Source organism: Nocardiopsis sp. CNS-639, from assembly GCF_000381685.1.
GTDB lineage: Bacteria > Actinomycetota > Actinomycetes > Streptosporangiales > Streptosporangiaceae > Nocardiopsis > Nocardiopsis dassonvillei.
In genome coordinates this window covers 70,549-94,449 of the sequence record NZ_KB906859.1, presented here as the reverse complement: position 1 = coordinate 94,449, position 23,901 = coordinate 70,549, and the positions used below count along the sequence as shown (strand labels likewise).

The window sequence follows — 23,901 nt, the reverse complement described above, 5'->3', positions numbered from 1 at the left end:
GGTGACGGGCCCGCCTCCGGGGGAGACGGGCCCGACCTGCCGCGGGGGGGCGGTGGCGTGTTCGTCGGCACGCGTCCCGCCCTGCGGCGCCCTAGCAGGCGGTGTCGATGGTGTCCTGGATGGCGGACCTCTCCGCTGAGGTGACGGTGAGGTCGTAGCGGTGCTTCACGTTGACCCAGGCCTTGACGTAGTCGCAGTGGATCGCGGTGTTCTCCGGCATCCACTGGGAGGGATCCTTGTCGCCCTTGGCGCTGTTGCTGCTGACGGTGACCGCCCACAGCTGGGGGGAGTCGACGTCGTTGGCGAAGTCGCGGCGCCGCTCGGTGGTCCAGTCGGCCGCGCCGGTCTTCCAGGCCTCGCTGAGCGGAACCATGTGGTCGACGCTGATCTGGGAGACGTCGCCGTCCCACCACACGTCGTCGAAGGTGCTGTACCAGCGGCCGGAGGTCGGCTGGCAGTCGGAGTCGGTGACCACGTCGTGGCCGTCGCGGACGAGCACGTACTGGCGGGCGGTGCAGGGGCTGTCGACGACGCTCCAGTGCGGGAAGAGGCCGCGGTCGTAGCCGGTCTGGGGCCCCTTGGCCCGGACGGTGAGGGAGTCGAGCTGGCTCTGGGCCGTGGAGGTGCTGGGGATGCCCGGGGGCAGGACGTGGTCGGCTGAGGCCGGGGCCGACCAGCCCAGGACGACGGCGAGGACGGCGGCGCTGAGGGCCGCGAGCGCGCGGGGAAGCGCACGGGGGCGGGGGGAGGGCACGTTTTTCTCCTCTGTGAGCGGGTGGGAGGAAAGCACGGACCCCACCACTGTGCGACAACCGCTCCTCTCCCACCAGTACCCCGCGGAAAATTCCGTCGGAATCGGGGATGACCTCCCAACCCTTCGCCCGGGGTTCTGCACCAGCCCCTGAACCGTATTCGTGTGATCTAGCACACTCTGAAAGTGGGTTCTTTCACAAGCAGCCCCGAAGGTGAAGGGTACGAGCGGACGACCTGGGAAGACGCACGCTCAGTACGCGGGTTTTTACCCTGCGTGACGCAACGCAGGTGAGCGAACAACCCTGAACCCAGGCAAAGATGGGGATGAAAAGGAAAACCGGCCGCCCTCACGGTTTTCCTCCATATAGTATAACTGTCATACCCGGCAAAAAGGACACTAAACACCGCACATAAAGAAGCCGTAAGTAGGCTTTCCCGCCCTTTGTTAAGTTCGCATGTCGTAGGAGAAACCGTCGACATCGGAGAGGATGAACCCCGCCAGGGGATCGACCATGACTCTGCAGATGGACCTTCCGACCAGCACCGCGGACGAGTACCCCACACGTAAGAGCACCGAACCCGCCCTGCTGTACCGCAGGGACCCCGCCGTCTGGGGGACCGACGAGGGCCCCTTCTCCCACGACGAGCTGTGCGCCTATGACGAGCGCGGCTACACCCAGATCGACTCCCTCATCACCCCGGACGAGGTCGGGGCCTACAGCGCCGAACTGGAGCGGCTGAGCTCCGACCCCGACCTGCGCGGCGACGAGCGCGTGGTCGTCGAACCCTCCTCCGACGAGGTGCGCTCGGTGTTCGAGGTGCACAAGGTCAGCAAGGTCTTCGCCGACCTGGTCAACGACCCGCGCCTGGTCGACCGCGCCCGCCAGATCCTGGGCTCGGACGTGTACGTGCACCAGAGCCGCGTCAACTACAAACCGGGCTTCGGCGGCGGCTCGTTCTACTGGCACTCCGACTTCGAGACCTGGCACGCCGAGGACGGCATGCCGCGGATGCGGGCGGTCAGCTTCTCGGTCGCCCTGACCGACAACCACGCGTACAACGGCGCGCTGATGATCATGCCGGGATCGCACAGGACGTTCGTCTCCTGCGTGGGCCAGACCCCGGACGACCACTACCGCGACTCGCTGAAGAGCCAGCACGTGGGCACCCCGGACCAGAGCTCCCTGTCCTACCTGGCCGACCAGCACGGCATCGACGTGCTCACCGGCCCGGCGGGCGGGGTGACGGTGTTCGACTCCAACTGCATGCACGGCTCGGGCGGCAACATCACGCCCTACCCCCGGTCCAACGTCTTCATCGTCTTCAACAGCGTCGAGAACGCCTGCGACAGACCGTTCAGCGCCCCCGCCCCGCGCCCGGAGTTCCTCTCCGCCCGCGAGTTCACCCCCGTGGGCCGCTGACGCGCCCGAGCACGCCGCGTGGCCGCAGGCCGCCGCGAGCGGAACGCGTGCCCGCCCGGAGGACATGCTCCCGCGCCCCCGTGTAGGGCGGGCTCCCCACAGCCCGCCCCGCACGGGGGTTCTCCCGTGCCGGGAAGCCGCGGCCACCGGGACCGGGACCTTCCGGCCCTGACTCCGGGGCCGGAGCCGCCCGGGCCCGCGTCCGAGGGGGCCGGGAGACCCGCCTCCGGCGCTACTGCTGGGTGAGGGAGTTGACCAGGACCCCGCCCAGGGCGCCGTGGGCGCGCTTGGTGGCGGGGCGCAGGGCGCCCACGTCGATCCTGGTGTAGGACGAGCCCAGGTGGTCGTCCCAGGGGATGCGGACGATGGCGCGGCACCGGCCGCGGGCCACCCGCTCGGCGGCGTCCACATCCTGGAGACTGCGCTTGCTGACCCCGTTGACCACGAGCACGGACCTGGCGCGCAGGGCGCCGTAGCCGTTGCCGTCCAGCCAGTCGAAGGTCATGGAGACCGCGCGCTCGGCGTCGGCGTTGGCCGGGGCGACCAGCACCAGCCCGTCGGCGACCGGCAGGGCCCGCGCCACGCCCGTGGCCGCCGGGTCCAGCAGGGTGACGCCGTAGAACCCGCCGAGCAGCGAGGCCAGCTGACCGTAGTCGCGGTCGTCCAGGGTCTGCACGTAGGGGTCGTCCAGGGTCTGCACGACCTCCAGGCCGGTCGCGGTCCGGCTGGTGTAGCCGCTCATCCGGGAGTAGTCCTGGATCGCCTCGGCGTTGGCCAGCAGCCCGGTGAGGGTCTCGGGCGTCTGTGCGCCGACGCGGCGGGAGAGGCCGTTGGGTCCGGGGTTGACGTCGACGGCCACGACGAGGTCGTCGCGGTGCGCGGCCAGGGTGTGGCCGATCATCAGTGCGGTGACGGTCTGCCCGGCGCCGCCGGTGCAGCCCAGCACGACGAGGCTGCGCGGACCGTCCAGCGGGGTGCGCAGGCGCTCGATGTCGCTGGGCGGCAGGTCGGAGCGCACGGGGGCCGCCCCGCCGGTGACGACCTTGGCCAGGCGCCGCCAGCCCCGGGTGCCGCCGGAGTCGCTGGCGGCGGGCTCCTCGGTCCGTCGTCGGGGTTCGGGCTCCTCGGCCCGGTGGGCGGGGACGCCGTTGGGGGTGTCGCCCAGGCGCTCCTGTTCGCCGGTGCCGTGGTCGAGTTCCAGCGCGGTCCTGGGTTCGCGCGCGGACGGCTCGGGCTCCTCTCCGGGCGCGGGCTGGCCGAAGAGCTGGCCGAGCCTGCGCGCGTTCTGCGCCACCCGGTGGAAGACGCCGTCGTGCGGATCCTCGGACTCCCGCGGCTCCTCGGCGGGGTGCTCCTGACCGGCGGTCGGGGTGGGACGGTCCGTGAGGGCCTCGTCCTCGGCCCGCCCGGTGTCCTGGACGGCCGGCGGGGAGGTCCGCTCCTCCTCGGTGGAGGTCCGCTCCTGCGCGAGGGCGTCGGCCATGCTGGGGTTGGCCCTCGGGTCGCGTGCGGCGCCGTTGCGGTCCTCCCGCGCCCCGGAGGCGGCGCGGGCGGTCCCGGCGCCCTGGTGCCCGCTCCGGCGGCCGGCGGCCGGGTCGGGCTTGGCGGAGGTGTCCGTGTCCCGGATCGCGGAGTCGGCGGTGCCGGTGGCGCGCATGCTCCAACGGGCGCGGAAGGACGCGTCGCCGCGGTCGGCTCCGGCGGCTCCGGCGGAACCGGAGGCCGCGGGGGCCGCTGCGCCGTCGGATCCCCGGGCCTGGCCGGGGTCCCGCCCGTCCCGGCGCACGTTCTGCCGACGGCGGGCCAGGGCCTCGGCCTCGGCCCTCTCCAGGTCGGAGGCGGTGCGTCGGCGGACCTGGTCGGTGCCCGGGTCCACGCGGACGTTGCCGTCCCCGCGCCCGTGGTCGTCCCGGACCTCGACGAAGCTGACGAGTTCGCCGGTTCCGTGGTCGAGCTGGGTGGGCGGCTTGGGCTCGTCGGCCGGGGCCCGCCCGGCCGGGGCGGCCTCACCGACCACCTCGCCGGTGGTGGTCTCGGCGCCGTCCCCGGAGGCGGCCGGGACGGCGTTCTCCTCGCGCAGCTCGTTGGCGGGGATGAGGGGGTTGCCCCGGTCACCCACCTTGGGCTGGTCGGGGTGGCGCTTCCTGCCGTCCTCGAACCACCGCGAGGGGTCCTTGGCGTCGCGCTCCTGTGTGGGAACGGCGTCGGCGAACTTCGGGCGCGGCGGCGCCGGGGTGTCGGCGGTGATGAGGTGGTTGTCGAGCACGGACATGTGCTCGTTCCACTCGGGGCCGCGGTCCTGGGACTCCTCGCGCGGCGCCCCGGGCATGGCGTCCTGCTCGCCGGTGCCGTGGTCGAGTTCCAGGGCGGGCTTGTGGGGAGAGCGTTCGGCCGCGGGCGCCACGGGCACGGCGGTGTCCGGAGTGACCCGGGTGTCGGGGGTGTCCGGAGTGGTCGTGTCCTCCGGGGCGGTCGTGCCCTGAGCCGCCGCGTCCACAGCGGGACGGGCGTCCACGCCGCGGGGAGCGGTCCGCGCGGCGGCGGTCTCGGTGCTGGTGGTGTCCCCGTTCTGGGTGGTGTCCTCGGGAGGAACGGTGTCGCCGCGCCCCGTGGCGGGCCGGTGCTCGACGGTCTCCTCTGCCCCGGTGGGGCTCCCCGGCCCGGTGACGTCCCCGGGCACGGCGGTGCTCGCACTCCCGGCCGTGTCCCCGTGTCCGGTGGTGGCCTCGTGCCCCGTGGTGGACCGGTACCCGACGTCCTCGGGCTCGGCGGTGTCCCCGTGTCCGGCGAGGCCGCGCTGCGGGACGGTCTCCTCGTCTCCCGTGACGGACCCGCGCTGGGCGTCCCCGGAGCCGGTGGTGCTCCGGCGGGGGGCGACCGAGGGACCTTCCGGTCCGGAGGCGACTGCGTGACCGGAGGCCTCGGCGTCCCGCGTACCCGTGCCGGGAGCGGCCTCCGCGGAGGCTTCGGGCTCGTCCTGTGCCGTGCCCCGTTCCGCACGCGTCACCGGACGAGCGGTGTCCGCCGCCCCGTCCTCGTCCGTGGTCCCGGGCGCACTCGCGGTGTCCTCGGCGCCGACCGGGTCCTCCCGCCGTTCGGTGCGTGCGGGCGCGTCTGCGTCCTCGGTCGCGCGGGCCTCCTCCTGCGGCGTCGCGGAGGAGGGCGGCAGCCAGGGCAGGGCACCGGCCTCGGCCGGGGGGCGGCCGGTGGCCGCCGCGTAACGGGCGGCGTAGTCCGACAGGTCGCCGTAGCCGGCCGCGGGCTCGGCCTTCTTCTCCAGTTCCCACGGGGCGGCGTGGGGGCGCCCCCTGCGGCGGGGCGGCTCCGGCTCCTCACCGGTGCCGGGAAGCCCCTGGCCCCGGGCACGGGAGGTCGGCAGCTCCCTCGGGCCGCGCTCCCGCACGCGCTCGGTGCGGCGCTGTTCCTCCAGGTCCTTGGCGACCCTGAGGCCCTGCGTACGGCCGCGCAGGCGCCGGGCCGCGGCGGTCTCCTCCTCGTCGGAGCCGGAGACGCGCCGCTCGTCCACCGCGTCGGCCAGTTCCCCCCGGCTCATGGCCGTGGTGTCGCCGACGCTGTAGGCGCTCTTGGAGGTCAGACCGAGGGGGGTCTCGCCGGAGGAGGCGCGCAGGCGGGCGAACCACTCGTCGCTGTCGCGCTGCTCCTCGCCCTCGGTCTCGTAGATCCTCTCCCGCGCGAAGCCGTCGTCGGGCTCCTCCCCGGTGTCCGCCTCGGGCCCGCGGGGCTCCTCCTCCCGGGGTTCCCGTGGTGCGGAGCCCAGGGCGAAGCCGAAGTAGTTGAGCACGCGGCGGCCGACTCCGCGCCGGGGCCCGTCTGGCGCTCCACCGTCGCCGCCGGAGGCGGCGGACGCGTCGGGCCGCTCCCCGTGCGGTCGCGACGGGGCGCGCCGCTCCTCGGGCTCGGGGCGCGCGGCGACGGCCACGGGTGCGCGTTCGGGAGCGGCCGGGGCCTTTTCCGCCGGGGTCTCCCGCTCCGGAGCCGGAGCGTTCCCGGTCCGGGCGGAAGCGGCCTCCGACCGGACAGGAACGGCCTTCGGCTCGGCCGGAGCGCTCTCAGCCCCGGCGGACACGGTCTCCGACCGGGCAGGGACGGCCTCCGCCCGGACCGGAACCCGCCTCCCGGTCTCCCCGTCTCTTCGGGGCCGGATGCGCGGAGCCTCGGCGGGGGCCCTCTCCTGTCCCCGGTCCGGCCTCCCGGAGCCGCCCCGGGCGGGGGCCTCCTCGGTCTCGGCGGACGGAGCGGGGTCGGCAGGAGCGCGCACACCGAGCAGCGGCGGCGCGCCGGAGCGGGACGGGCGGACCGCGGTCTCAGCGGTCTCGGCGGCCCCGTCCCCGGCCGTCTCCGCCTCGGGTTCGGCGCGGCGCCGCGACGCCGGCGGGAGCGGTCCGGACGCGGGGTCGCGGTGCCACACCCGCACGGTCACGCGGACCTCGGCGGGCTCGTACTCGGGGGCCAGGCGGTTGTACACCCGCGCTTCGGCCAGGAAGCGCGCCTGGGAGATGAGCAGTTCGGTGAGGCGCTTGCCCTCGATCACCGGCCGGGTGGCCAGCACGGTGATCACACCGGGCGGGACCACCCACAGCACCAGGTGCCAGCCGTTGCCGAACACGAAGGGCGCGTTGACGAGGCTGAGCAGGACCACCCAGAGCGCGAACACGCCCAGGGCGACCCCGAAGGTGCCCACCGGGAGCGGCATGGGCAGCCGGAAATCGTAGAGCTTGTAGAGCCGCTTCTCGATACGCCAGATGTTGGTGTACGTGGGCAGGTCCACGTTCCCGGCCTCCCTCGCCTATTCGGTCGATACGCCCATCGCTCGGGCGAGCGCCACGGCGATGACCTCGATGATGCCGGGGACGTAGAACACGATCCCGATGAAGATCGCCAGGATGATGAACTGCGCGAACCTCGTGATCTCCCTCGTGAACAGGAAGAACACCGCCACGATGGAGACGATGACGAGGAAGAGGGGTCCGAAGAAACCCCTCAGGAAGTCGGCGAGGCCACCGGTGTCGGGGGCGTTCTCGGTGGTCTGCGCCGCGAGGAAGAGCAGGTCGGCACCTCCGGCGGCGTGGAACACGTCCGGTGTGGAGGACAGCAGGGGGAGCATGTCAGGCGCCGCCCCCCGGTGTCGTTTCTGGTGTGCGCATGGTCCTTCTCTTCTCCTTGCCTACAGGCCCCGTCATCCGCCGAACGAGCGCGGGGCTCCCTGGATGTCACGCACGTGCCACTCGCTGCCCGAGTCCACGACGGTGACCAGGTAGTTCTGCGTGATCTGCCCGGTGTCGGCCCCGTCGGAGGCCGGGACGTTCCACCGGACGGTGGCCGCTACCTGTCGTACGTCATCATTCCCGGTCGAGGCCCGGGTTGGCACCGTGATATCGGACAGTTCACCAAATTCCAGGCTGTTCTCCGGAAGCGGGGCGATGGTGACACCCGGTTCCACATAGCGCTCCAGGTGCGCCGGTTCCCCCGCGTAGGCCTCGAAGAAGCCGGACAGCACCTCCCCGAGCTGCTCCTCGGCCTCCGGGTCGGTCTCGAAGGCCGACCCCTCGGGCAGGCTGGCCTGCGTCGGCGCGGCCAGCAGCGCCGGGTTGCCCGAGACCACCAGGGACTCCCCGTCGGCGTAGACCGGCACGTCCAGGCGCATGGGCTGGCCGTTGACGTCGGCCCGCACGACGACGAGGCCGTTGTGGTCGTCCTCCACGTGCACGGCGACCACCGTGAGGTTGTCGCCGGTGAGGCTGTCGGCGGGGACGTCCAGGGCGGCGGCCTCCCCCTCGGGGACGTACGCCGCCAGGTCGGACAGGCGCGCCTCGGGGTCGGCGGTGTCGAGGTAGGCCTCGGCGAACCGCATGCCGAAGGCCGCGGCGGCGGTCTCCGGATAGGTCACGGTGTCGCTCTGCTCGGGCTCCTCGGAGGTGTCGGGAAGGGCGAACCCGCCGCGCAGCGGGAACCAGATGCCGTTGAAGACGACCACGATGATGAAGGCCCACAGGACGGCGCGGCCCACACCGACCCACCAGCGCCCTCCGGCTCCGGCCCGGGGCCGTCGGGCGCGGGGGGCGTCGAGCCCCACACCGCCGTCGTCCGGCTCACCCGCGGCGGCACCGCGCCGCGACGCCTTCGCCATCCCCGCCTCCTGCACACAGGTCCGTGCCGCCCGCTCCGGACGGCGTCTCCGCCATGCCCTTGTCTACCCCATCCCTATAGTGAGGCATTGTGCGGGTTGGGAGCGTCCTTGGTGACTCCGCGTTTCCCCGCCAACCGCACATTGCGCACATGGGCTTAACTTCCCAAAACGGGCACAATACGGCAAGAGTTGCACTAACTCCTGCTGCGGCCACACACTTCGCCGCAATTATGGTCGGACCGGAAAGGGATTAGTTCCCCCGAAGGCAGCAAGATGTGTCCCCGCGGTCCGGGAAACCGTTGACGGGATGTAACCGGGATCTCCCCGCGCCGGGCGAAGCGGCCGCCGCCTCCCGGCCGCGCCCCCCGTTTTCGGGCCGATCCGGCCCCGAGCACGGATCCACCGTGTGAGCCCGGGAGCGTGCCCTAGATTGGCGGCATGCTCCGATACCTCGCAGCCCGGGTGTTCTGGTCCCTCAGCCGGTGGAAGCTGACCACCGAACCCAAGCCCGAACGCCCCACCGTGCTGATCGGTGCCCCGCACACCTCCAACTGGGATTTCGTGCTCATGCTCGCCATCTCCTGGCGCCTGGGGCTGGAGCTGCACTGGCTGGGTAAACAGAGCCTGTTCAGGGGCTGGCGCGGCCCGATCATGCGCGCGCTCGGTGGAATCCCCGTCGATCGCGCGAATCCCGGCCGGGTCGTCGACGACGTCGTCCGGCGCGTGCGGTCCGGCGAGACCTTCGGCCTGGTCATCACCCCCGACGGCACCCGCGGGGCGCACACGCACTGGAAGTCCGGCTTCTACCGCATCGCCCGCGAGACGGGGATGCCGGTGACGCTCGGTTTCGTCGACCGCACCACGATGACCACCGGGCTCGGCCCGACCTTCGAACTGACCGGCGACGTCGCGGAGGACATGGGCCGCGTCCGCGCCTTCTACGCCGACAAGGCGGGGCACAGCCCGGAGCGGCGCGTCGAACCGCGCTTGCGCGAGGAGGGCGGCGCCGACTGACCCCCGTCCGGGCCGGCCGGAGGGATCCCGGACCCGGAGCGCGCTGAGGGGCCGCGGGGACGCGCGCTCGGCGCGTTCCCACGGCCCCTCGTCGGCTCGGTCAGACGTTGAAGCGGAACTCCACGACGTCGCCGTCGGCCATCACGTACTCCTTGCCCTCCATGCGGACCTTGCCCGCCGCACGGGCGGTCTGCATGTCGCCCGCGGCGACCAGGTCGTCGAAGGAGACCACCTCGGCCTTGATGAAGCCGCGCTGGAAGTCGGTGTGGATGACTCCGGCGGCCTCGGGGGCGGTGGCGCCCTTGCGGATCGTCCAGGCGCGGGCCTCCTTGGGCCCGGCGGTCAGGTAGGTCTGCAGGCCCAGGGTGGCGAAGCCGACCCGGGCGAGCTGGGCCAGGCCCGACTCGGTCTGGCCCATGGACTCCAGGAGCTCCTGCGCCTCGTCCTCGTCCAGCTCGGCCAGTTCCGCCTCGATCTTGGCGTCCAGGAAGATCGCCTCGGCCGGGGCGACGAGGTCCTGGAGCTTGGTGCGCAGCGCCCCGTCGGCCAGCTCGTCGGTGTCGAGGTTGAACACGTAGATGAACGGCTTGACCGTGAGCAGGCTCAGCTCGCGCAGCCGGTCCAGGTCCACGCCCTCGGCCGCGGACAGCGAGGTGCCGCCGTCGAGGACCTCCTGCGCGTCGCGGGCGGCCTGGAGCAGCTCCTGGGCGTCCTTGTCCTTGGCGTTGCGCTTGGCGTCCTTCTCCAGGCGGGGAAGCGCCTTCTCCAGGGTCTGGAGGTCGGCCAGGATCAGCTCGGTGTTGATGGTCTCGATGTCGCGGGAGGGCTCGACGTCGCCGTCGACGTGCGTGACGTCGGGGTCGTCGAAGGCCCGGATCACCTGGCAGATGGCGTCGCTCTCGCGGATGTTGGCCAGGAACTTGTTGCCCAGGCCCTCACCCGTGGAGGCGCCGCGCACGATGCCCGCGATGTCGACGAAGTCCACCGTCGCCGGAATGACCTTCGCCGAGTCGAAGATCTCGGCCAGCTTGCCGAGCCGGGCGTCGGGAACGCCCACGACCCCGACGTTGGGCTCGATGGTCGCGAACGGGTAGTTCGCGGCCAGGGCGTCGTTCTTGGTCAGCGCGTTGAAGAGGGTGGACTTGCCGACGTTGGGCAGGCCGACGATCCCGATAGACAGACTCACAAGGTCAGAGTCTATGCGGACCCGCGGGTGGGCGGTCCCGCCGCGTCCGGGTCGCCGGTCTCCCGCCCGCGGCCGGAAACCTCACCGTCGGCGAACCGCGCCGGTCAACGGGGCGGCCCCCGCCCCGGACGGCGGGGCCGAAGGCGGGGCGCGGGTCCGCGTGCGGTGCCGGACCGGAAAAACAGGGCCAATCACCGAAACGCAGTGCACAGGAGAAGCTACTCACAGTAGGTTCGTCAAACGCTGCCGGGAATCCGGGGCGGCGGCCGTCCGGTGCGCGGGCCACCCGTCGCACGCACGGCTCCGCCTCCCGGACCTGGACCGACACACCGCCGCTGACACGGCAGGCGCGCGGTACGGCGGCCGGTGGGAGGGACCGGCCCCGGACCGCGTCGGACGAAGGCGCCCGGGCACACGGCTGACGCCGTGCACCGGCGCCGCCGTCGCAGCACCTTTCCTGGGGGGAGACAACCGTGGTCACCGACCAACTGAGGGCGCTCGTGCGCCGCTACCCGCTCGTGCGCTTCGCGACCCGCAAGATCCGCGTCCGGCTGCCCAGACGGCTGGGCGGGCTGGACCCGGACCGGGTTCCACCGTGGACCCGCGAGGTGGCCTTCTCCCTGCCCCGCCTGGACTCGGACACGCGCCGCATCGGCCCGGACGGCCTCACCCTGCGGCTGCCCGGCGACCTCACCGTTCCGCGGCGGCTGGCCGCCTTCGGGCTGGCCCGGCACGAGCCCGACAGCCTGGCCTGCTTCATGGCGATGCTCGACCACACCCGCCCCGGAGCGGTGTTCGACGTGGGCTCCGGGGTGGGGGTGTACTCGCTGCTGGCCGCCGCGCGCACACGCCGCCCGGTGTTCGCGTTCGAACCCACCCCGGAGGTGGCGGCGGCGGCCCGGGTGGTGTCCTCGTCGGCGGACCTGGGCTTCACCGTGGTGGAACTGGCGCTGAGCAACCACACCGGCACCGCGCACCTGCGGCGGGCCCGTCACAACGACATGTGCAACACGCTCGTGCACTCGGCGCGCGCCGACCTGTCGCACATCGCCGTGGAGGTGACCACCCTGGCGCGGTGGAACGAGGACGCGTCGGCCTTCCCGACCGTGCTCAAGATCGACACGGTCGGCACGGAGCCGGACGTGGTCGCCGGAGGCCTGGAGGTGCTGCGCCGGTACCGGCCGTGGATGCTGGTGAAGGTGCGGCCCGACCGGGGCGTGGAGGAGCGGCTCATGGCGCTGCTCGACCCGCTGGAGTACACCTGGTACCCGGTGAGCGGGCCGCCGCCCTACGAGCCGCGCCCGGAGATCTCGGGCCGGGCCTCCCCCGCCTGGGAGCGGATGTGGCTGTTCACGCCGGAGCCGGTGCCGGAGGAGTTCTGGCCCTCGGTGCGCGGCTGGCGCAGGGCTCTGGAGTCCTGCCGCCCCGGCTCCCGCGGGAACCCGGCCCCCTAGAGCCAGCCCTCCAGCGCGGCGAGGAACCCGGGCAGGTCGTCGCGGTGGACGCAGTGCCCGGCGCCCTCCACGACCCGGACGGTGAAGCCGCGCCCGGTCAGCTCGTCCGCGGTCTGGGGCGTGACGGTGACGCTGTCGCCCGCGCGCAGGACGAGGGAGGGCACGACCGGTTCGCCGGGGAGGAAGTCGTGCCCGGCGATCTCCTCGGCCACGAAGTCGAAGAACTCCGGGTCGAAGGCGGCGAAGCCCCTGACCTCCCTCTCGACGTCGTCGTCGGTCCACCTGGGGTTGCTCTGGCGCACGCGCGTGGCGTCGGCGGTGACGAAGACGCGGCGCACGCGCTCGCCCGCGTCGGCGTGCATGGGGGGAAGGCGGAAGGCCGGGTCCACGTACACCGCGCGGGCCGGGCACAGCCTCTCCACCGCGAGGGAGAGCGCCACCGCGCCCATGGAGTGGCCGATGGCCAGGTCCGCTCCGGCGGGCAGGGAGTCCGCCAGGTCGTCGCCGAGCGCCGCCACGGAGTAGGAGCCGCGCGGGCTGTCGCCGTGGCCGCGCATGTCGACGCTGACCACGCGGCGGCCGCGTTCGACCAGCGCGTCCTCGACGGCGTGCCAGGTCTCGTGGGTGGCCATGGATCCGTGGACGAGGAGCACGGTGAGGTCTCCGGTGCCGCGGGTGTAGGTCTCCAGTCTCATGGGAGCGGGCCTCCTGGGGAAGTGAGGGACTGCCAGGTACGGGAACCGGTGAGAGGTGGTCCGGCCCCGGACGGAGACCTCAGGTTCTCGAAAACTTTTGCACAAGGGAAGTGGATGTCCGGAAGCGGCCTCGCGCGCGTCCCCGCTCCCCTCTGGAACCGCGCACCTGCGGGATCCGCGTTCCCACGTCGGGCCCCGGCGGGTTCCGGGGCCGGCGGACATGCCGGACTTGGCGGGTCTGCTCACCGATGTCCTGCGTGGCGGGGAGCCGCGCGACGGCGCGGCCTGACACCATAGACGGCCATGGACGGCCTCGCACTCGTACTCATGCTCCTGATCGGTCTGGCGGTCGGCACCGCCGTGGGCTGGATCCTGGCCCGCGGCCGGGAGGCCGAGACGCGGGCCGACGCCCGCGCGGCCCAGGAGCGGGCGGCCTACGTGGAGGAACAGCTGGCCGACCGGTTCCGCGCCCTGTCCGCGCAGGCCCTGGACCAGACCAACCAGCGCTTCATGGAACTGGCGGAGGGGCGGCTGCGCGCGGTCAGCGCCGAGGCCGGGGGCGACCTGGACGAGCGGCGCCGCGCGGTGGAGCGCATGGTCGAGCCGCTCACGCGGACCCTGGACCGGGTGGAGCGCCAGTTGAGGGAGGCCGACGCGGGGCGCGCCGCGGCCCACGCGGAGCTGGCCAAGCAGGTCGAGTACGTGCGCGAGGGCTCGGAGCGGCTGCGCGACCAGACCCAGTCGCTGGTGACGGCGCTGCGGCGGCCCGAGGCGCGCGGCCGGTGGGGCGAGCTCCAGCTGCGCAGGGTGGCGGAACTGGCGGGGATGGGCTCGCACTGCGACTTCGAGGAGCAGGCCGCCACGCGCGACGGGTCGCGGCGCCCGGACATGGTGGTGCGCCTGGCGGGCGGCAAGAACATCGTGGTGGACTCCAAGGTCCCGCTGGCGGCCTACCTGGACGCCGTGGAGGCGGGCGCGGAGGAGGCCGCGCGGCACCTGCGCGTGCACGCCAGGCACCTGCGCACGCACGTGGACCAGCTGGCGGCCAAGGCGTACTGGTCGGCGTTCACCCCGGCGCCGGAGTTCGTGGTGCTGTTCATCCCCGGGGAGGCGTTCCTGGCCCCGGCCCTGGAGTACGACCCGGAGCTGCTGGAGTACGCGATGGGGCGGCGGGTGCACATCGCGACGCCGACGACGCTGATCTCGCTGCTGCGGACGGCGCAGTACGCCTGGCAGCAGGAGGCGCTGAGCGAGAACGCGCGGGCCGTGTTCGACCTGGGCAAGCAGCTGCACGAGCGGCTGGGCACCCTCGGCGGGCACGTGGAGGGGCTGGGCCGGGCCCTGACCCGGACGGTGAGCGCCTACAACCAGACCGTGGGGTCGCTGGAGAGCCGGGTGCTGGTGACGGCCCGCCGCTTCGGGGAGCTGGGGCTGGTGGACGGCGAGCTGGACCGGCCGGTGGGCGTGGAGGAGCGTCCGCGCGCGGTGGTGGCGCCCGAGCTGTCGGACCCGGGCGGCGCCGGATCGGCCGCGCGGGAGCGGAGTGGACCGGGATCGGGCGGGCAGGGGAACGGAACGGACGTTGTCCGCGAAACCTCGGAACCGCAGTGGCCCAAGCCGGTGTCCAACGGGGAGGAAGGCGTGTTCGTCGCGGATGGGACAAGTAACCGGAAGGGCGACACGATCCGCGGAAAAGACACCGAACATTCACGAGAAGTGACACACTAAACACCGTGAGCAACACACTGGGGAGGCGGACGGCTATGCCCCCGCGGAAGGCGGACGGCCCCGAACGCGGGCGCGCACCGTACTTCGTGCGGCCCGACGGCCGCGTCAGGGACGTGCCGCATGTCAGGAAGAGGGAGCGTCCGGTGCCCAGGCCGAAGGAGAACGTCCCCGGGGCCCCGCCCCGCCTGACCGGACGCGGCGGTGTGCTGGCCATCGTCGTGTTCAGCTTCGCCGGGGCCATGATCGCGCAGTGGGCGGGCACCCCCGCGGCCCCGGGCGTGGCCTTCACCCTCGCCTGCGTGCTCGGCGCGTTCCTGGTCCGGCCCAGCGACCTGCTGTCGCTGTCGGTCAGCCCGCCCATCGCGTTCTTCGTCGCCATGGTCGCCGCGGAGAGCGTGCTGGCCCTGGGCAGCGAGGGGTTCGCCCGGGTGCTGCTCCTGGGGCTGGCGTCACGGCTGGCCGAGGTCGCCCCCTGGCTGTTCCTGGGTACGGCGCTGGTCCTGGTGATCGGGGTGTTCCGGGGCCTGCCCGGCAACATCCGCGACCTGGGCGACCAGCTGAACGGCCGCAGGTAGCCGCGGGCCGCAGGACGCGGGCCGACAGGCGTGGCCCCGAACCTCAGAAGGGCGTGTCGCCGTCCCCCGGTTCGTCCCCCCGCCGCTCGTCCATGGCGGCGGCCAGCTTGGCGCGGGCCCCCTCCAGCCACTGCTCGCACACGCGGGCCAGTTCCTCGCCGCGCTCCCACAGGGCCAGCGAGTCCTTCAGGCTGAGTCCGCCCGACTCCAGCTGCCGGACGACGTTGTTGAGCTCCTCCCGGCTCTCCTCGTAGCTGAGCTCGGGCTCGGCGGTGCCCTCTTCACGGGTCTTGGCGCCCTTGGCTGCCATCTCCTACCCCTCCTCGGAGGTGTCTTCGGTGTGGACTGACTCCACGGTCGCGGTCAGGCTGTCCTCGGCGAACCGTACGCGCAGGGACTCCCCCGCGTCCGGTTCACGGGCCGAGCGCACCACCGACCCGTCCTCGCGCTGCACGATCGCGTAACCGCGCGCGAGCGTGGTCGCCGGGGACAGGGCGTGCAGGCGCGCCCGGGTGTGGCCGAGGCCGTCGGCGGACCGGTCCAGCGACACGGTCAGGCTCCGGCGGGCCCGGTCGCGCAGGTCCGCGACCTGCTCGGCGAGCCGGTCGACCTCGCGCACCGGGCTGGCGAGCACCGGACGCGAGCGCATGCCCTCCAGCCAGGCGAGTTCGCGCTCCACGCCGCCCCGCAGCACCCGGCGGCCCCGGTCGCGGAGCTGGCGGATGATCTCCAGCTGCTCGCCGACGTCGGGGATCGCCTTCTTGGCGGCGTCAGTGGGGGTGGAGGCGCGCACGTCGGCGACGTGGTCGAGCAGCGGGGCGTCCTGTTCGTGGCCGATCGCGCTCACCACGGGAGTGCCCGCGGAGGCGACGGCGCGCACGAGGGCCTCGTCGGAGAAGGGCAGCAGGTCCTCCAGGGAACCGCCGCCCCGGGCGATGACGATGACGTCGACGTCGGGGTGCGAGTCCAGGTCCTTGAGCGCCTCCGTCACCTCGCGCACGGCCCGGTCCCCCTGGACGGCGACCGGGCGCACCTCGAAGCGCACGGCGGGCCAGCGGCGGCGCCCGTTCTCCAACACGTCGCGCTCGGCGGCGGAGTCGCGTCCGCAGATGAGCCCGACCGTGTTGGGCAGGAAGGGCAGGGGGCGCTTGCGCGCGGCGTCGAAGAGCCCTTCGGCGGTCAGGGTGCGGCGCAGCTGTTCGAGCCGGGCCAGCAGCTCGCCCAGGCCGACGTGACGGATCTCCAGGGCGCGCAGCGAGAAGGTGCCGCGGACCTCGTAGAAGTCGGGCTTGGCGTGCACGACCACGCGCGCACCGGGTTCGGGGGGCGGGCTCTGCGCGTCCAGGACCGAGGTCTGGCAGACCACGCGCACCGACACGTTGGCGACGGGGTCGCGCAGCGTGATGTAGGCCATGCGGCCGCGCCGGTTCAGCTCGGCGATCTGGCCCTCGACCCAGATGCGGCCCAGGCGGCCGATCCACTGGCCGACGGCGTTGAGGACGACGCGTACCGGTTGCGGCGCCTCGGCGGAACTGTCCATGCCCATGCCAACCGAGCCTAGGCCAGGGCGGGGACAGTTCGGGGCAGGCCCGCCAGGCGCGGGGGCCGGGCGGCCGGGCGCGGCGCGGCGGGGCCGGGCGGACGCCGGATGCGGAGGGAGGCGGTCAGGCGGTCGCTTCGCCGCCGGCGGAGACGGTGTTGTTGAGGCCGATGTCGGTGACGGAGGGCTCGCCCTCGGCGTGGTGGACGGTGTTGTCGGCGCCGGTCACGCGGATGGAGTCGGCGCTGCCGATGTGCACCGTCAGCTCGTTGCCCAGGATGGAGACCTCGCCGCACTGGCCGTTGAGGACGACCTCGGCCCCGCTGGCGGTCACGTTGACGTTCTGGCCGTCGCACTCCTCGGTGACGCTGCCCTCGACCGTGGCGATGGTGAGGTCGCCGGTCTCGCTGTCCACGGAGATGCCGCCGCCCTCGTCGAGGGTGACGTCGCCGTCCTGGTTGCCGACCGAGACGTCGCCGTTGGAGTCCACGGAGACCTCTCCGTCCTCACTGCCGACGGACACGCCGTCGGGGTCCACGGAGACCTCCTGGTCGGTCCCGGGGATACCGACCGAGCATCCGGTCAGCCAGAACGCGGTGGCCGCCAGGAGCGCGGCGGCGGGGGCAGCGGAACGCATGTTGGTGTCCCTTCGGACGGGAAGCGCCGGTGTGGTCGCTTCCTATGACGTTCCGTACCGCCCCGCGGTTCCCGTGCCCCGCGGACGCGGCCGTCGGCGGGGCCGGAGGCGCTCCCGCCCCGGCGGTCCGCGCGCGTCAGGCCCCGGCCTCCAGCTTGGCGATGCGGTTGTCGTACATCTTGATGAACTCGGGGCGGCTCTGGTGGGCGACCTCGTAGGCGCGCAGGTCGCGGACCTGCTCGATGGTGAGCTTGCGCAGGCGGGCGCGGACCGAGGGCAGGGTGAGCTCGTCGTAGGTGGGCACGGCGAGGTCCTCCAGGGAGGGGGCGGCGCCCTTGCGCACCCTCTTCAGGATCTCGTCGCTGCTGACCTTGGTGTGCGCCTCGGCGACGGCGATCTCCTCCGCGATGGCGGCGCCCTCCTCGGGGACGTCCGCGGTGGCGGGGGTGGCGGGCCCGGTCCGCTCCTCCCGACCGCTTCCGGCCTCCTCGGCCGCGGTCGGCTCGGCGGTCTCGGGGGCGGCAGGGGCCTCGGCGGCCTTCGCGGACTTCTTCTTGGCGGCGGGCTTCTTCTTGGCCGGGGCCTTCTCCTGCACGGCGGGCTCGGCGGGCTCGTCCTGAGCGGCGGCCCCCTCCTGGGCGGCGGTCGCGGGCTCCTCGGCCTCCGCCTTCACGGGCTCCTGCTCCGCGGCGGGCTCGGCGGCCTCAGCCTTCTCGGCCTCGACGGCCGCGGCGGGCTCGGCGGCCTCAGCCTTCTCGGCCTCGACGGCCGCAGCGGGCTCCTCGGTCTTCGGCGCGGCCTGCGGCTCGTCGGCGCTCTCCGCCCCGTGCGCCCCGGCCTCGGTGCTCTTCTCCGCGGACGGCTGGGCCTGGTCCGTGCCGCGCGCGGTCACGTCCTCGGTCTCCGCGGGGGCGGGGGCGGGGGACTGGGCGGTCCCGGTCGCCTCCTGAGCCGCGGGCTCGGGCGCGGACGCCGTTTCCTTGCGCCCGAAGATGCCCTTGACCAGGGTGACCAGCTTCGTGGCGAGCGTCGGTTTCGACATAGGGCGGGGGCTCCTGGTGGTCTCGGCGAGTGGGGTGAGCGGCGCGCGAACAGCCGACCGGCAGGGCCGAGGTGAGGGCGAACCGCCTGCAATGCGTGTGATGGTGAACCAGGATAGAGGAGGGTTGAACACCATGAGCAGGGGAGAAGTGAACGATTTCGCCACTTCGAGGCGCAACCGGATGCGCCCCGTTGCGATACCGTCACCTTGGCACCGGTCGCACGTCGAAGCGGCCTGTTCAGTGCCCTCTCCCACACCCGGGTCGCACGCCGCCCAAGCCACCTAGGATGTAACACATGACTGCGATGACGACTGCCACGAACCAACGCCGTGTGCTCCTCGCCAATCCCCGGGGCTACTGCGCCGGTGTCGACCGCGCTGTCATCACCGTCGAGAAGGCCCTGGAGCAGTACGGCGCGCCGATCTACGTGCGCAAGCAGATCGTGCACAACACCCACGTGGTGCGCACCCTGGAGGAGCGCGGCGCGATCTTCGTCGAGGAGACCGAGGAGGTGCCCGAGGGGGCCATCGTGGTCTTCTCCGCGCACGGCGTCTCCCCGGCCGTGCACGAGGAGGCGCACCGGCGCAGCCTCAAGACGATCGACGCCACCTGCCCGCTCGTGACCAAGGTCCACAAGGAGGCCAAGCGCTTCGCGGCCGAGGACCGGGACATCATCCTCATCGGCCACATCGGCCACGAGGAGGTCGAGGGCACCAGCGGTGAGGCCCCCGAGCACATCCAGATCGTCGAGAGCCCGGACGAGGTGCACAAGGTCCAGGTGCGCAACCCGGACAACGTGTCGTGGCTCTCCCAGACGACCCTTTCGGTGGATGAGACCACCCAGACGGTGGACGCCCTGCGCGAGCGGTTCCCGAACCTGCTCGACCCGCCCAGCGACGACATCTGCTACGCCACCTCCAACCGCCAGGACGCGGTCAAGGCGATGGCGCCCGAGTGCGAGCTGGTCATCGTGGTCGGCTCCGACAACTCGTCCAACTCGGTCCGCCTGGTGGAGGTGGCCCTGGACGCGGGCGCCGACGCCGCCCACCTGATCGACAACGCCTCGCTGATGGACGACTCCTGGCTGGAGGGCGTGACCACGGTCGGCGTGACCAGCGGCGCCTCCGTGCCGGACATCCTGGTGCGCGAGCTGCTCGACAAGCTGGCCGGGCACGGTTACGGCACGGTCACCCCGGTGACCACCGCCGACGAGACGCTGACCTTCTCGCTGCCCAAGGAGCTGCGCCGCGACCTGCGCGCCGAGTAGCGCACAGGCCCCCGCACCCCGGGAGCGCACACAGCCGGTACACGAGGCGCCCGGTCGGAGGAACCGACCGGGCGCCTCGCCGTGCGGGAGCGGAGACGGCCGGGGCCCGCGTTCCCCGCTCAGGCTCCGTCCGCGGACCCCTCGCCACCGTCGGTGTCGGTCTCCAGGCCCTCGGCCAGGCGGGTCAGCTCGTCCATGTCGGCGGGGCCGAACACGACCAGGGTCACGCCCTCCTCGCGCAGGACCAGGGCGTTCTCGTCCTGGGAGGCGTGGTGCTCCCACTCGCGGCCGTCGACCTGGACCGTACCGGCCCTCTCGGCGCCCGGGACCCTCTCCGCGAGGACGGCGCCGGGTTCGGCGTCGCTCTGGGTCACCATGGCGTGGCTGTCCTCGGCCGTGGCGAATCCCACGCTCCACTGGACCGGTCCGGACACGTCCACCGTGGAGCTGGTGGGCGTCCACCCCTCCTGCTCCAGGTCGGCGGAGGGCACCGTCACCGGATAGTCCGCCGCGTCGCGCAGGACGTCGGCGTCGGGCCGGTACTCCACCGACGGAATGCTCTCGCCCGAGCGCGTGGAGACCACGAACGCCATGATCAGGACGATGCCGACGATGATCCCGAGGGAGATGGCGTAGTTCTTGAAGGTCGCGCTGGACCGGCTGTACTCACTCATGACGTCTCCAGCTTGCCCCAGGTCCGGGGCCCCGCGGACCCGGGGTGCGCTTAGCGCCGGGGTTCGAGCTGGGTGAGCAGTCCGGTGATGTCGTCGGCGAGTCGGCGGGCCTCGGCGTCCTCGCGCTGGACCACCTCGGCCACGGCCAGCAGCATCGCGCCGCTCACGACGATGAGCAGGGCCTCGTCCACGGGCTCGTCGGCCTTGCGGAACAGCGCCACGTTGCGGTCGGTCCACTGGGTGAGCCGGGTCCGCAGCTGGTAGTCGAACCCGGGGGGACCGTCACCGCTGAAGAACAGCCGTGTGGTCTCCCTCTCCTCGATGCACCCCAGCAGGTAGGCGCGGGCGGCGATGTTCATCAGCCGCGTGGGGTCCTTCTCCCCCTCGGAGCGGGCCCGCACGACCGCCTGGTGGGTGCGGTCCTGCTGGCGCTGCTGGAACTCCTCGTACAGGGCGAGGTAGAGGTCGGCCTTGCCGCTGAAGTGGTGGTACAGGCTGCCGACGCTGGCCCCGGCCGCGGCGACGACCTCGCTCACCCCGGCCTTGGCGAAGCCCACCGTGCGAAAGACCTGGGAGGCCGCCTTGAGCAGGGCGCCGCGGGTGGCCGCGCCGCGCGGGGAGACCCTCGCGGGCCTGTCCGTCTTGTCCACTGTCACGCCTCACTCCAGTCCGGGTCACGCCAGAGTAGTCCGTCCCCGTCCACCCGGCACCGCCCCGAGGGGGCCCGTGGCCCCGCGGGTGTCACGTCGGGTGACTACCCTAAGACCTGCCCCCGACCTGTTCTCCCGATGGAAGGTGTGTCCATGTCGCAGTCCAGCAGCCCGCACAAGGCCCCGGATCGCAACCTCGCGCTGGAGCTGGTGCGCGTCACCGAGACCGCGGCGCTCGCCGCGGCCCGCTGGGTGGGCAAGGGTGACAAGATCGGGGCGGACGGCGCCGCGGTGCGCGGCATGCGGCACATGATCAGCACCGTGTCCATGAACGGGACCGTGGTGATCGGCGAGGGCGAGAAGGACAACGCCCCGATGCTCTACAACGGCGAGCGGGTCGGCGACGGCGGCGGCCAGGACTGGGACGTGGCCGTCGACCCGATCGACGGCACCACCCTGACCGCCATGGGCATGCCCAACGCCGTGTCGGTGATCGCGATGAGTCCGCGCAACACCATGTTCGACCCCTCCGCGGTGTTCTACATGGAGAAGCTCGCCACGGGCCCCGAGGCCGCCGACGTGGTGGACATCGCCGCTCCCGTGGCCGACAACGTCCGGGCCGTGGCCCGCGCCAAGGGCAAGTCGCCGCAGGACGTGACCGTCGTCATCCTGGACCGCCCCCGCCACAAGCAGATCGTGCAGGACGTGCGCGACGCGGGCGCCCGGATCAAGTTCATCAGCGACGGCGACGTGGCCGGAGCGATCATGGCGGCCCGCGCGGGGACCGGTGTGGACCTGCTGCTGGGCATCGGCGGCACCCCCGAGGGCATCATCACCGCGTGTGCGATGAAGTGCCTGGACGGCGTCATCCAGGGCCGCCTGTGGCCCAAGGACGAGGAGGAGCGCCGCAAGGCGCTCGACGCCGGGCACGACCTGGACCGTGTGCTGCGCACCGACGACCTCGTCTCGTCCGACGACGTGTTCTTCGCCGCGACCGGCATCACCGACGGGGAGCTGGTCGGCGGCGTCCGCTACGAGTCCGCGCGGGTCGTCACCGACTCCCTGGTCATGCGCGGCCGCAGCGGCACCGTCCGCCAGGTGCTCAGCGAGCACCGCCTGGGCAAGCTGGCCTCCTACAGCGGCGTCGACCTGACCTCGGCCCCCTACCGGGGCGAGGAGCCCGAGTCGGTCTAGGGCCGTCACACCCCCACCGGAAGACCTCCGCGGAGAGCTCCACCCCGGTGTCCCGTCCCGGCCGGTACGGGACACCGGGCCCCTTCCCCACCGGCCGACCGAAAAAGGCACGGGACGCGAACCACACCGGGTCGACGCGGCATCAGACCCGGCGTTGGTTGCGCGGTGCACGCGCCGAGGAATTCCCCGCCGGAGGTTTGATGTCCTACCCCGATCCCCCACAGCAGCCCCAGTGGCAGCCTCAGCCGCCCGGGCAGGGTTATCCTCCGCCCCAGGCTCCCGGCCAGCACCCCGCGGGCTTCGGCGCGGGCGCGCCCGGCGGTCCGCCGCCCGCGGGCCCCTTCCCCGGGGGCCAGTACTCCGGCGGTCAGGTGCCGCCGCCCTCCGGCGGCGGCCGCAACAGGCGCTGGCTGATCCCGGCCGCCGCGGGCACCGCGCTCCTCCTCATGGGCGGCACGGTGTGGGCCACCGTCTCGCTGGTCAGCTTCGGCGGCCCCCAGCCCGAGGACGTGCTCCCGGGCAGCGCGCTCGCGTTCGGCAAGGTCGACCTGTCCATCGACGGCTCCCAGGCCATGGAGCTGTTGCGGTTCGTGGACCAGCTCCCCGACGAGGTCACGGCCGAGATGGACGAGCCCGACGGCGACATGACGGGGCTGGTCGCCGAGGGTTTCGTGGCCGCCTTCCCCGAGGCCCGGCAGTCCGAGGTCGAGGAGTGGATCGGCCAGCGCGTGGGCTTCGCGATGTGGCCCGCCAGCGGTGAGGCCGAGCTGGGCGAGGGCGCCGGTGTGGCCGGGGCGTTCGCGCTCGCGGTGGAGGACGAGCGGCTCGCCCAGGAGGACCTGGAGCGGCTCAGCGGCGAGTACGACGACCTCTACTTCGAGGTGATCAACGACTTCGCGCTCCTCACCACCTCCGACGCGGCGCTGGCCGACCTGCACGCGCAGGTGGAGGAGCACGGCCCCCTGGCCGACGCCGACACCTTCTCCGGTGACATGGCCGAGGTGCCCGGCGGCAGCCTGGCCGCGGCGTGGTCGGACCTCGCGGGCCTGATGGAGGTCGAGGAGTTCGCCCGGGAGTTCGAGGCCGACCTGGCCGCCGAGACCGGTGAGCTGAGCGGCCGGATGACCGCGTCCCTGCGGGTGGACGGCGAGTACCTGGAGGCGCGCACGGACATCTTCGACCTCACGGTGGACGGCACCGACCTGGCGTGGCTGGCCGAGACGCCGGGGACGAGCGTGGCGGCGATGGAGTCGCTGCCCGAGAGCACGGTCATGGCCGTGGGCACCAGCGGCCTGGACACGGCGCTGGCCGACGCCTACGAGAGCGACTCGATCCCGTTCATGACGAGCAGCGGCCAGATGCAGGAGATGGAGCGCCAGTTCAACTCGATGGGCGCCCCGCTGCCGGAGGGGTTCACCCAGCTGCTGGGCTCCTCGACCGCGTTCGGTGTCACCGACATGAACCTGGAGGGCTTCTTCGGGTCCTCCTACAACGGTGGCGGGGAGGCGTCCTTCCAGTACCGCGCGGTGGGCGGTGACGAGCAGATCCTGGGCGACTTCGTCGAGAGCGCGGTCGTCGACTCCTACAGCACCCCGCCGGGGGTGAGCACCGACGGCGACGCCGTGGTGGTGTCCCAGGGGAGCAGCGCCACCGGGCGCCTGGGCGACGACCCGGTCTTCCAGCAGACCATGCAGGAGATGGACTCGGCGGTGATGGCCGGGTACATGGACCTGCGCCAGGTGCTGACCGAGAGCGAGGTGGAGGCCCCCGGCCAGTGGGGCGCCATGGGCCTGGCTCTGAGCGTCACCGAGGAGGGACAGCGCAGCAGCGTGGAGCTGCGCTGGTCGCCCAGCGGCGGCGAGTAGACGCGGGAGGCGTGAGCGCGCGGACGGCGCGGGAGGCGGTGTCCCCCGCGCCGTCCG

General features: G+C 72.9%; 20 protein-coding genes. 8 read left to right on the top strand and 12 right to left on the bottom strand.

Translation table 11 applies throughout. The annotated features are described in order from the left end of the window. Positions 1–91: 91 nt before the first annotated feature. The gene (locus G011_RS0111555; RefSeq protein ID WP_019608607.1) at positions 92–754 is read right to left on the bottom strand and encodes an HNH endonuclease family protein; all 663 of its coding nucleotides are present in this window, start codon (positions 752–754) and stop codon (positions 92–94) included. A 511-nt stretch (positions 755–1,265) separates the two neighbouring features. Between G011_RS0111555 and thpD the strand changes: the two genes are divergently transcribed. Then, positions 1,266–2,174 carry an ectoine hydroxylase gene (gene thpD, locus G011_RS0111550; protein ID WP_019608606.1) on the top strand — a complete coding sequence of 303 codons (909 nt, stop codon included), beginning with the start codon at positions 1,266–1,268 and terminating at the stop codon, positions 2,172–2,174. Between the two features lie 232 nt (positions 2,175–2,406). Here the strand turns inward: thpD and G011_RS32870 are convergent, their stop codons facing one another. The 3 genes from G011_RS32870 to G011_RS0111535 all read right to left on the bottom strand — a co-directional run bounded on the left by G011_RS32870 (position 2,407) and on the right by G011_RS0111535 (position 8,322). Further along, positions 2,407–6,963, bottom strand: coding sequence for a TcpE family conjugal transfer membrane protein (locus G011_RS32870; RefSeq protein ID WP_026338220.1), 4,557 nt, complete (start codon positions 6,961–6,963; stop codon positions 2,407–2,409). Positions 6,964–6,981: 18 nt separating this feature from the next. Further along, positions 6,982–7,299 carry a hypothetical protein gene (locus G011_RS0111540; protein ID WP_013151193.1) on the bottom strand — a complete coding sequence of 106 codons (318 nt, stop codon included), beginning with the start codon at positions 7,297–7,299 and terminating at the stop codon, positions 6,982–6,984. 72 nt (positions 7,300–7,371) lie between these two features. After that, entirely contained in the window at positions 7,372–8,322 is a 951-nt protein-coding gene (locus G011_RS0111535) for a conjugal transfer protein (protein WP_019608605.1), read from the bottom strand. A gap of 438 nt (positions 8,323–8,760) precedes the next feature. On the opposite strand from G011_RS0111535, the gene G011_RS0111530 reads away from it, so the two are divergent. Beyond that, positions 8,761–9,336 carry a 1-acyl-sn-glycerol-3-phosphate acyltransferase gene (locus tag G011_RS0111530; RefSeq protein ID WP_019608604.1) on the top strand — a complete coding sequence of 192 codons (576 nt, stop codon included), beginning with the start codon at positions 8,761–8,763 and terminating at the stop codon, positions 9,334–9,336. 100 nt (positions 9,337–9,436) lie between these two features. Here the strand turns inward: G011_RS0111530 and ychF are convergent, their stop codons facing one another. Beyond that, positions 9,437–10,522 carry a redox-regulated ATPase YchF gene (gene ychF / locus G011_RS0111525; protein WP_019608603.1) on the bottom strand — a complete coding sequence of 362 codons (1,086 nt, stop codon included), beginning with the start codon at positions 10,520–10,522 and terminating at the stop codon, positions 9,437–9,439. A 473-nt stretch (positions 10,523–10,995) separates the two neighbouring features. Between ychF and G011_RS0111520 the strand changes: the two genes are divergently transcribed. Further along, positions 10,996–11,976 carry an FkbM family methyltransferase gene (locus tag G011_RS0111520; RefSeq protein ID WP_019608602.1) on the top strand — a complete coding sequence of 327 codons (981 nt, stop codon included), beginning with the start codon at positions 10,996–10,998 and terminating at the stop codon, positions 11,974–11,976. On the opposite strand, the gene G011_RS0111515 is transcribed toward G011_RS0111520, so the two are convergent. Continuing rightward, positions 11,973–12,671: an alpha/beta fold hydrolase gene (locus G011_RS0111515; protein WP_019608601.1), complete on the bottom strand. Its 699-nt coding sequence runs from the start codon at positions 12,669–12,671 to the stop codon at positions 11,973–11,975. The genes G011_RS0111520 and G011_RS0111515 overlap by 4 nt on opposite strands. A gap of 303 nt (positions 12,672–12,974) precedes the next feature. Between G011_RS0111515 and rmuC the strand changes: the two genes are divergently transcribed. Then, positions 12,975–14,399, top strand: a complete 1,425-nt coding sequence (gene rmuC / locus G011_RS0111510) for a DNA recombination protein RmuC (RefSeq protein WP_019608600.1) — start codon at positions 12,975–12,977, stop codon at positions 14,397–14,399. Positions 14,400–14,434: 35 nt separating this feature from the next. Continuing rightward, entirely contained in the window at positions 14,435–14,974 is a 540-nt protein-coding gene (locus tag G011_RS0111505; RefSeq protein ID WP_013151186.1) for a DUF6542 domain-containing protein, read from the top strand. 43 nt (positions 14,975–15,017) lie between these two features. Here G011_RS0111505 and G011_RS0111500 read toward each other — a convergent pair whose 3' ends face one another. From G011_RS0111500 to G011_RS32400, 4 genes are all read right to left on the bottom strand, one after another. After that, on the bottom strand, positions 15,018–15,284 hold the full coding sequence (locus G011_RS0111500; RefSeq protein WP_013151185.1) for an exodeoxyribonuclease VII small subunit: 267 nt from the start codon (positions 15,282–15,284) through the stop codon (positions 15,018–15,020). 3 nt (positions 15,285–15,287) lie between these two features. Continuing rightward, positions 15,288–16,520, bottom strand: a complete 1,233-nt coding sequence (gene xseA, locus G011_RS0111495) for an exodeoxyribonuclease VII large subunit (RefSeq protein WP_019608599.1) — start codon at positions 16,518–16,520, stop codon at positions 15,288–15,290. A 118-nt stretch (positions 16,521–16,638) separates the two neighbouring features. After that, a complete protein-coding gene (locus G011_RS0111490; RefSeq protein ID WP_013151183.1) occupies positions 16,639–17,151 on the bottom strand; it encodes a DUF3060 domain-containing protein in 513 nt (170 codons plus the stop codon). A 136-nt stretch (positions 17,152–17,287) separates the two neighbouring features. After that, positions 17,288–18,193, bottom strand: a complete 906-nt coding sequence (locus G011_RS32400; RefSeq protein WP_026338219.1) for a hypothetical protein — start codon at positions 18,191–18,193, stop codon at positions 17,288–17,290. Positions 18,194–18,489: 296 nt separating this feature from the next. Between G011_RS32400 and G011_RS0111480 the strand changes: the two genes are divergently transcribed. Next, entirely contained in the window at positions 18,490–19,461 is a 972-nt protein-coding gene (locus G011_RS0111480; RefSeq protein WP_174546873.1) for a 4-hydroxy-3-methylbut-2-enyl diphosphate reductase, read from the top strand. A gap of 119 nt (positions 19,462–19,580) precedes the next feature. Here G011_RS0111480 and G011_RS0111475 read toward each other — a convergent pair whose 3' ends face one another. Continuing rightward, the gene (locus G011_RS0111475) at positions 19,581–20,135 is read right to left on the bottom strand and encodes a DUF4245 domain-containing protein (RefSeq protein ID WP_019608597.1); all 555 of its coding nucleotides are present in this window, start codon (positions 20,133–20,135) and stop codon (positions 19,581–19,583) included. Positions 20,136–20,185: 50 nt separating this feature from the next. Continuing rightward, positions 20,186–20,785 (bottom strand): TetR/AcrR family transcriptional regulator, encoded by a 600-nt coding sequence (locus G011_RS0111470; RefSeq protein WP_013151172.1) that lies wholly within the window; start codon positions 20,783–20,785, stop codon positions 20,186–20,188. Positions 20,786–20,938: 153 nt separating this feature from the next. On the opposite strand from G011_RS0111470, the gene glpX reads away from it, so the two are divergent. Together glpX and G011_RS0111460 are read left to right on the top strand one after the other, a co-directional pair. Then, a complete protein-coding gene (glpX, locus tag G011_RS0111465) occupies positions 20,939–21,979 on the top strand; it encodes a class II fructose-bisphosphatase (protein WP_013151171.1) in 1,041 nt (346 codons plus the stop codon). Positions 21,980–22,179: 200 nt separating this feature from the next. Beyond that, on the top strand, positions 22,180–23,844 hold the full coding sequence (locus G011_RS0111460) for a hypothetical protein (RefSeq protein ID WP_019608596.1): 1,665 nt from the start codon (positions 22,180–22,182) through the stop codon (positions 23,842–23,844). Positions 23,845–23,901: the final 57 nt, after the last annotated feature.

Bases quoted from the DNA above. Each gene is read 5' to 3' on its own strand.
- thpD (WP_019608606.1), top strand. From the start codon at position 1,266: ATGACTCTGCAGATGGACCTTCCGACCAGCACCGCGGACGAGTACCCC.
- G011_RS0111540 (WP_013151193.1), bottom strand. From the start codon at position 7,299: ATGCTCCCCCTGCTGTCCTCCACACCGGACGTGTTCCACGCCGCCGGA.
- G011_RS0111535 (WP_019608605.1), bottom strand. From the start codon at position 8,322: ATGGCGAAGGCGTCGCGGCGCGGTGCCGCCGCGGGTGAGCCGGACGAC.
- G011_RS0111530 (WP_019608604.1), top strand. From the start codon at position 8,761: ATGCTCCGATACCTCGCAGCCCGGGTGTTCTGGTCCCTCAGCCGGTGG.
- G011_RS0111515 (WP_019608601.1), bottom strand. From the start codon at position 12,671: ATGAGACTGGAGACCTACACCCGCGGCACCGGAGACCTCACCGTGCTC.
- rmuC (WP_019608600.1), top strand. From the start codon at position 12,975: ATGGACGGCCTCGCACTCGTACTCATGCTCCTGATCGGTCTGGCGGTC.
- G011_RS0111505 (WP_013151186.1), top strand. From the start codon at position 14,435: ATGCCCCCGCGGAAGGCGGACGGCCCCGAACGCGGGCGCGCACCGTAC.
- G011_RS0111500 (WP_013151185.1), bottom strand. From the start codon at position 15,284: ATGGCAGCCAAGGGCGCCAAGACCCGTGAAGAGGGCACCGCCGAGCCC.
- xseA (WP_019608599.1), bottom strand. From the start codon at position 16,520: ATGGGCATGGACAGTTCCGCCGAGGCGCCGCAACCGGTACGCGTCGTC.
- G011_RS0111490 (WP_013151183.1), bottom strand. From the start codon at position 17,151: ATGCGTTCCGCTGCCCCCGCCGCCGCGCTCCTGGCGGCCACCGCGTTC.
- G011_RS32400 (WP_026338219.1), bottom strand. From the start codon at position 18,193: ATGTCGAAACCGACGCTCGCCACGAAGCTGGTCACCCTGGTCAAGGGC.
- G011_RS0111480 (WP_174546873.1), top strand. From the start codon at position 18,490: ATGACTGCGATGACGACTGCCACGAACCAACGCCGTGTGCTCCTCGCC.
- G011_RS0111475 (WP_019608597.1), bottom strand. From the start codon at position 20,135: ATGAGTGAGTACAGCCGGTCCAGCGCGACCTTCAAGAACTACGCCATC.
- glpX (WP_013151171.1), top strand. From the start codon at position 20,939: ATGTCGCAGTCCAGCAGCCCGCACAAGGCCCCGGATCGCAACCTCGCG.
- G011_RS0111460 (WP_019608596.1), top strand. From the start codon at position 22,180: ATGTCCTACCCCGATCCCCCACAGCAGCCCCAGTGGCAGCCTCAGCCG.